This window comes from Oleiphilus sp. HI0061 (genome assembly GCF_001635675.1).
The window spans coordinates 1-7,727 of record NZ_LWFE01000113.1 but is presented as its reverse complement, the minus strand read 5'-3'; the positions used below and the strand labels follow the sequence as shown (position 1 = coordinate 7,727).

General features: G+C 45.5%; 7 protein-coding genes. 2 read left to right on the top strand and 5 right to left on the bottom strand.

Going from position 1 to position 7,727, the window contains the following annotated elements:
* From asd to rsgA, 4 genes are all read right to left on the bottom strand, one after another.
* A partial coding sequence (gene asd / locus A3735_RS01360; RefSeq protein WP_068637425.1) for an archaetidylserine decarboxylase occupies nt 1-663 on the bottom strand: 663 nt, incomplete at its 3' end.
* A 25-nt stretch (nt 664-688) separates the two neighbouring features.
* Nucleotides 689-1,501 (bottom strand): sulfurtransferase, encoded by an 813-nt coding sequence (locus A3735_RS01355; RefSeq protein WP_068507602.1) that lies wholly within the window; start codon nt 1,499-1,501, stop codon nt 689-691.
* Nucleotides 1,502-1,567: 66 nt separating this feature from the next.
* Entirely contained in the window at nt 1,568-3,307 is a 1,740-nt protein-coding gene (locus A3735_RS01350; protein ID WP_068509670.1) for an HDOD domain-containing protein, read from the bottom strand.
* 115 nt (nt 3,308-3,422) lie between these two features.
* A complete protein-coding gene (rsgA, locus tag A3735_RS01345; protein ID WP_068553429.1) occupies nt 3,423-4,472 on the bottom strand; it encodes a small ribosomal subunit biogenesis GTPase RsgA in 1,050 nt (349 codons plus the stop codon).
* 135 nt (nt 4,473-4,607) lie between these two features.
* Here rsgA and orn point away from each other — a divergent pair, with 135 nt between their 5' ends.
* Nucleotides 4,608-5,165 (top strand): oligoribonuclease, encoded by a 558-nt coding sequence (gene orn, locus A3735_RS01340; RefSeq protein WP_068509667.1) that lies wholly within the window; start codon nt 4,608-4,610, stop codon nt 5,163-5,165.
* Between the two features lie 232 nt (nt 5,166-5,397).
* Here the strand turns inward: orn and hisC are convergent, their stop codons facing one another.
* Nucleotides 5,398-6,465 (bottom strand): histidinol-phosphate transaminase, encoded by a 1,068-nt coding sequence (gene hisC / locus A3735_RS01335; RefSeq protein ID WP_068509665.1) that lies wholly within the window; start codon nt 6,463-6,465, stop codon nt 5,398-5,400.
* 180 nt (nt 6,466-6,645) lie between these two features.
* On the opposite strand from hisC, the gene A3735_RS01330 reads away from it, so the two are divergent.
* On the top strand, nt 6,646-7,727 hold a 1,082-nt coding region (locus tag A3735_RS01330), incomplete at its 3' end, for an MATE family efflux transporter (protein ID WP_068637423.1).

Here is a 7,727-nt window from a genome sequence, read left to right as displayed (position 1 = left end):
AACCGGAGCGACTAAACCAGACCAAACGGTCTCGATACTGGCAACAATCATTGCACCAACCAAGACCATGGCCATCGGGCCAAACTCGGTATCGAATATGGCTGCAACACGCTCATTTCTGGCGAATAGGCGAGGGACATTCTCTGCCGTTACCGGGTTAACCGAAAATAACTTACCAGGGATATAAACCATTTCTCTTAATGTGCCGGTGCAGGGCATATGAATTCGATGGTAATCTTTAGGCGACAAGTAGATTGTTGAGAAGTCGCCACCCATAAACGGTTCGGCTCGTTCAATGTCGCCGCCAAGCAGCTCTACCACACTAAAGCTCTGACCTTTTGCCTGAAATACCTGGCCTTTATCAACCTGGCCTAGCTGGCTAATCGCGCCATCAACCGGAGAAATGATTGCATCTTCTTGGGTGTCAATTTCCCGTGCGCCAGGTTTAAGTTCACGAGTGAAGAAGTCATTGAAGTGCTTAAAATTCTCTGGCGAATCAAGCAAGGCTTCAGACATATTGACGCCGTATTTATCAATAAACCAAGCGATCAGCTTATTCTTGAACGCCGGAATTTCACATTCAGCGACTTTTCCTGCTGCCCGCGAGATCAAGTGTTGCGGTGCAATATATTGACTGAAAATAAATAGATCATCGAGTTTCATAGTAAGTCCGTTAGTAGTAATTTACTCATTCAATAGGGGTGTCAGCTTGGTTTCCCCATTCGCCCCAAGAACCAGGGTAAGCTTTTATATCTGTGAAGCTAAGTAGCTTGCCTAATAGATAAGTGAGGCCTGAGCGATGGTGGGTTTGGCAGTGTGTGACGGTTGGCTTTTCTGGGCTTATTCCAACAGTCGCTAACTCACTCAACAAGGTGTCAAAGGGTTTTAGTTTTAGGCTATTTTGTTGATCCATCGCGCGAGTCCACTCGTAGTTTAGTGCGCCGGGAATCTTGCCGCCTCTGGCTGCGTAAGCAGTTTCGCCACTATGCTCCATCGGAGAACGAGCGTCCCAGATTTGCAAATCTTGAGTGTTTACAAGCTCTTTTAGCTGCGCGAGAGTGAGGCTATGTTTACCGCTAAAAGACACTTGAATATCTGACTTTTCATTAGCCACAGGGCCGCTTTCCATGTCGAAATTTTCAGCAGCCCATGCGTGCAAGCCGCCATTCAAATAGCGGTAGTTGTTATGGCCAATTTCATCGAGTAGCCAGATAAAACGTCCTGCCCAGCCGCCACCTTCATCATCGTATACAATAACCTGACTATCGGGAGTCAGACCAATGCTTTGCATTAAATCGTTTAAATTTTCTTTACTCGGAGCAAGGCCGGGCACCGGCGGACCCGCCTGGGTTAAATTAGGGCTTACCAGTACTGCACCGGGGATATGAGCGCTTAGGTAGCGATCTTCTTTTCCAAGGTCGACGATGATCAGCTTTTCAGAGGAGTCTTCATTATTTAATAGTGCGAGTAATTGAGGCGCTTCAATTAACAGATCTGACATTTGTTAGTTCTCATTGCTTCAAATGATGATCGGCGGATCATACCAGATGACAAAGTTTGGGACTAACTATTCTTCACCCTTTGATGCTTGACGATTCGCTTGATGCTGTAAGGAAGTAGTGACTGCGCTGCATAGGTATTTGAATTGTTTATAGTGAGCGTCGGTGAGTGTTTGGTTGTCAGTGTTATCTGCGAAGAAAAGGGCAACCGGTTTTTTGCCAACAAATACCGACATTAAGAAAAACTCTTTTGAGTCGGTGGCGCCCTTGAAATTCATGGGAATCAGGTCGAGTATCTTCTTGTCACTAGAGGGTTTCACCCAAATACTGGCTGGGCGAGAGCATAATTTCTCAAAAATAGTATTCTTGATTATTTTGCTTTCAAAATCCTTAAGTTCAGGGTGATCTTGGCACCCGACTGAATAATAGTTTTTAAAGCGGCTGCGGTCTTTGCTTATCAGACCCACGCATGCTCGTTCTAACTCAATGCCGTAGGCAATGCCTTGGGTCGCGGCATTCATCAGCTCATGTAGGTCGGTAAACTCCTGCGGGCGATGAGCCATGATATGTGTTAGCTCAGTATATAAGGGGTTCCGTGAAAGCGGCCCGTTTGCTTGCGCTTTTTCAGCAATGCCTTCTTTATTAGTCGGTGCATTAATTTTTTCAGGTTTCGGTACGTCCCGGTTCTCGTGTTGTCTGGTGTCTTCAAGCTTGTTAGTTTTAGTAGAGCTGGCTATTGGCGCTTCTGGAGCAGGGGGCGCTGCTTTTCCCTTCTGAGATGGCGCATAGGCATCTGACTGGAATTCACTGAGTTGGCACTCACTTTGTGCTTTAGTGCGCTTGCGTGGTGGCACGAATAATTTAGCAGCCGGTTGCATTACGCCTGGCATAGGATGAGCGCGTGACATATCTGCAGCAGCTTCATGAGTTAGCTGAATCGCTTCATCAACCGAGCAGTTTAAGTAGCAAGCCAGAATCCGTTGTGCTCTTAATGTTGCCCTTGAATACCAGCAATATGAAGAATAGTGAGCAATCAGGTTTGCCAGCATCACGACAAAATGTGGAGACTGCATCAGCATATTAATGTCGCGATCTTCAACACGGAGCGGTTTCCCATCAGGGCTAAAAGAGCGGGCAATAGTGACCCATTGCTTATGGCTTAATTGTTTATCTGGTTGATAGCATGCCTGAGCCAGGGCAGGAACGTTTAGCTTTTTAGCCAGAGCGGTCGTGACATCGACGATTGTACCGCCTAATACTTCTTTCTCGGCAACATGGGGGAGCTTGTAGTTGGAACGAATGGCATAGCGTACTAAACGCATTTCAGGCGTTGCAAAGCGCCATAAATACCAGATAGGCGCACCCAGAAACAAGCTGGACCAATAAACGTCTTCGGGGTTTCCTTTACCTTTTCTTTTAGCGATGGCTCGACCGAGGTGGCCTGCATATAAACTGGTTGATAGTGTTCGAAGGTAGTAGAAACTGGTAATACTCTTTAAGGAAATAGCTTTAAAGGGTTGCTCGTTTATCAGCTCTGTTAGGCGCTCAATGCCAATCATACTAATGGCGTGTGCCAGTGTCTTACTGCTCGGTGTATCTTCTAGCTGGCTATCATTGGCGTGTGACATGACGTAAAAAGCCAAGATTGGGTCTTTATTAACGTGAGCAGCCAGATGAGAGTATGGAATAACCTTTTTTTCTAGCATACGAATGACTTTTTGACCCACTTTAAATGGCGAGGGAAGTGACTTTGTCACCAGAAAGTTTGCCCAGCCTTCAGCGCTATCGGGCATTTTTGAGTCAGTCATAAAGCTAATGTAATAGATTGATAGTTAGGAGTTGCGAGCAATTTATTGAAAATAGCTCACTATGACTAGAGTATAGATTGGATTTTTAATAATGCAGGCAATTAATGGCTGAGTATTATTGGTAGGTTTCTTTGTCGCCGAGTGTTTCTCTAATTCTGCGGTAACTATTCATGCGCTCTTCACTAATCTCACCTTTGTCGTAGGCGTCAAGGATCGCGCACTTGGGCTCATTATTATGTTTGCAGTCACGAAAACGGCAGTAGCCAATATGCGGCCTGAGTTCGATAAAACCTTCCAACAGTTCTTGCTCATTGATATGCCATAAGCCGAATTCTCGTATGCCCGGTGAGTCAACAATTCTACCGCCACCCGGAATATGAAAAAGCTTGGCTGTCGTCGTGGTGTGAGTACCTTTACGGGATACTTCCGAAAGCGCGCCGACTTTAATGCTCTGATCACCCAGAATACTACGAATCAGTGAAGACTTGCCGACACCGGATTGGCCAACGAAGACGCTGGTGTAGTTTTTTAGCCAGTCGAATAAGGTGGACTCACAATGCTCGACTTCATTGGCTGAGGTCTTGAGTACTTCATAGCCAAGTGCTTCATAGCTTTGGCAGAGTTTTTCTATCTGAGCGCGGTTATTATCATTAATCAAGTCGCTTTTGTTAAACAGTATGGCAGGCTTGATGTCGAGAGTTTCAGCGGCCACCAGATAACGATCAATTAGATTAGCGTAGGGTGTGGGTTCAGTGGCGACAACAATAATAATACGGTCGATATTGGCGGCTACGGGTTTGAGCAGCCCATAGTTGTCTGGGCGTTGCAGTAAACTGTGGCGTTCTAGGCGTGTTTCGATCACACCGCTTTGGTCTTTGCCGGGGCGCCAGACGACTTCATCACCGGTGACTAAAGCATCGACATTTGCTCTGACATGGCAGCGATGAACAAGTTTTTCTGTTTCGCCTTCGCAAATTTCGCTGGGTTCGATATCGAGCAGTTGGCCATAGTGCGCGATGACCAGGCCTTTTTGTTCTTCACCTAAATCGCTTGCTGCATATTCTTGCCCTAGCTTTTTGTCTTTGCGGTCGGCACGTGCGGCTTTCTCAGCTTGTATTTTTTCGATACGCCATTGCTGCCGTCTATTCAGTTTACGTTTGCTCATAAGCTCCGATGAATCGCTAGGAAAAGAACCAATGGCGCTATTCTAGCAGTAAAAGTATTCCAGAAGCTTGTTTATATCGAATATAGTGATTATCTTTAGCTGCCAAGCACCAGCATTAATCATAGGACTATTTTGATGACCGACAGCCCCGCGAAACATAAAGACAACCTTATCTGGATCGACCTAGAAATGACCGGCTTGGATCCTGAACAAGAGCGCATTATCGAGATCGCTACGATTGTGACCGACTCACAGCTAAATACCCTGGCGGAAGGGCCGGTTATCGCGATTCACCAAAGTGACGAATTGATGGACTCTATGGATGAATGGTGTACCAAAACACATGGTGAAAATGGTCTGACTGCTCGGGTTAAAGCCAGCAATACTTCCGAGAGAGAAGCAGAACAAGATACGATAGAGTTCTTGAAGCAATATGTAGATAAGGGCTGCTCGCCAATTTGCGGAAATACCATTGGTCAGGATCGGCGCTTCTTGGTGAAGTATATGCCGGAGCTAGAAGCCTTCTTTCATTACCGGAACCTGGATGTCAGTACATTGAAAGAGCTAGTTAGGCGCTGGAAACCAGAGATTCAATCAGGCTTAAAAAAACAAGGTACTCACCTGGCACTTGATGATATTCGAGATTCGATTGAAGAGCTAAAATATTACCGGGAGCACTTTATTAAAGCCTAAGTAAGTGCCACTCCTTTAAGAACCCTTCTTTTGGTTTCTCCGTGCAGGCCTCCGGCCGCTCTGTGTCCTCTGTGGTGGGTTCGTTTTTGGGGTTTTGATCTTTAGGATTAAGCCCTCTTAACCACAGAGGGCACGGAGCGCTTCGCTGCAAAGAGGAATAATATTTCCCTGTAAAATGGGTGCAATTCAGCTTAAGTAAGTGCCATTCGGGTCAGAGTAAAAAAAGCTATTTTTACTCTGATCCCACGATTAGGCGCTTAAGTCCTGCAATCAGTGCCTGGCATTCTTCAGGTGTACCAATACTAATCCGAAGATAATCTTTAATGCGTGGCTGTTTGAAGTGGCGAATGATAATCGATTGTTCACGCAAACCAGCAGCGAGAGCTTCAGCTTCAATATCTAGGTGCTTGGCGAGCACAAAGTTTGCCGCAGAAGGCATGACTTCAAAACCCAAGTTCTCGAGCTCTAGTGTTAGCCAATCACGCGTTTCAATGGTCTTATCGCAGCAGGCTTGAAAATAAGCTTTATCTTTAATCGCTTCCGATGCGCCTTTGATTGCAAAGCGGTCAAGCGGATAGGAGTTGAAGCTGTTCTTCACTCGCTCAAGGCCATCGATCAAGTCTTTATGCCCAATGGCAAAACCGACACGTAAGCCCGCCAAAGAACGAGATTTAGAAAAGGTCTGAATAACCAATAAATTGGGATACTTATTGACGAGCGCAACGGCACTTTCACCACCAAAATCGATATAAGCCTCATCCACGACGACCACTGATTCAGTATTCCTTTTCAGCAGAGCTTCGATTTCGTCTAATGGCAATACACGACCGGTTGGTGCATTAGGGTTAGGGAAGATGATGCCGCCATTATCTGTTGGGTAGTCGCTAAGCTCTATTTCAAACCGTTCACTAAGTGGAAGAGTCTTAGGTTCAATTTCGTATAAGCTGCAATAAACCGGATAAAAACTATAAGTAATATCGGGGTAGAGTAGCGGCTTACCATTTGATAGCAAGCCCATAAAGGTATGTGCTAGCACCTCATCTGAGCCGTTACCGACGAAAACCTGCTCGACTTCAAGGTCGTAATATTCGGCTATCGCACTTTTCAACTCACTGGCATTTGGATCAGGATATAAACGAAGAGAATCAGACGCTTCAGCCTTCAGGGCCGAGAGAACTTTGTCAGAGGGGCCATAAGGGTTCTCGTTAGTATTGAGCTTAATAAGATTGGAAACCTTAGGTTGCTCACCTGGAACGTAAGGGGTGAGCTTGTGAACGATGGGGCTCCAGAACTGACTCATAATAACTCTCTTAAATTGAAAACTGATATCGCGAGGGCGAATTTAGATTACTGCTTACTTTACCGAATACCGGCTTAATCGCCAAGAATGAAATTATCTAAATCATTTTTAAGCCTGGTTTCGAGTGTGGGGGGGGTGCAAATATTATGCGCTTATTAAGCAAATACAATAAGAACGATAATGATCACCCTAGACCGCTTTCAACTAATTTTTTTACTTTCTCTGCCTATTATTGGCGGTATGATCTCGCAAAATATACTGAATATCGTCGATGTCGCAATGGTCGGTCATCTGGGGGCTAGTGCCTTAGCCGCAGTAGGAACAGGGAGTTTTGCAGCCTTCGTTTCAAGCGCCATGGTTCTGGGGCTGTCTAGCGGTGTTCAAGCTGTTGCCTCTCGTCGTTTGGGTGAGAAGAAAATCGAGCAAGCTGGGGTGTCGCTATTTGCAGGTGTGATGATCGCCGTAATATTTGGCAGCCTTCTGACAGCTTTAATTTATCCTTATATACCTTCTATTTTTCCATATCTTAATGCCGATACCGAAGTCGCTGAATTAGGTAGCTCTTATTGGGAGATCAGAGTCCTCGCGACGGTTTTCATGGGGGTGAATTACGCCTTTCGCGGTTACTTTAATGGCATTAGTCAGCCAAAGTATTACATGTTGTCGCTAGTGTTTATTCATGTACTAAATATTATTCTGAACTATATATTGATTTTCGGTCACCTTGGTTTCGCCGCTATGGGGACTGATGGTGCGGCTTGGGCGAGTACCATTGCCATGGGCGTTGGTTCTGTTCTGTATTTTTGTTTGGGCTTCTTCAAGCTGGAGTCGTTAAAATTATTCCGTATAAAACCAAGCTTAAGTGATCTTGCTAGCGTCTTTAGACTCACCATTCCAGCAGGTTTTCAGCAGCTGTTAATTGCGATTGGTATGATCAGCTTGTTTTGGATGGTGGGTAAAATAGGCGTTAGTGAAGTTGCCGCTTTAAATATACTCATCAATATTCTGATGTTATGTATTTTGCCAGGCTTTGGTTTTGGTATGGCCGCTGCAACGCTGGTAGGTACAAGCTTAGGTGAACGAGACAAGGTGAAGGCTAAACTCTGGGCCTATGATGTTGCCAAAATTGGCGGAGGGATAACCTTGATACTCGGTATGTTATTAGCCTTCAATGCAGAGCTTATCTTGCGCTTTTTCACTTCAGATACGGCTACCATTGACGCGGCTCGCTTACCTTTGCAGGTGACGGGGGCTTTAATATT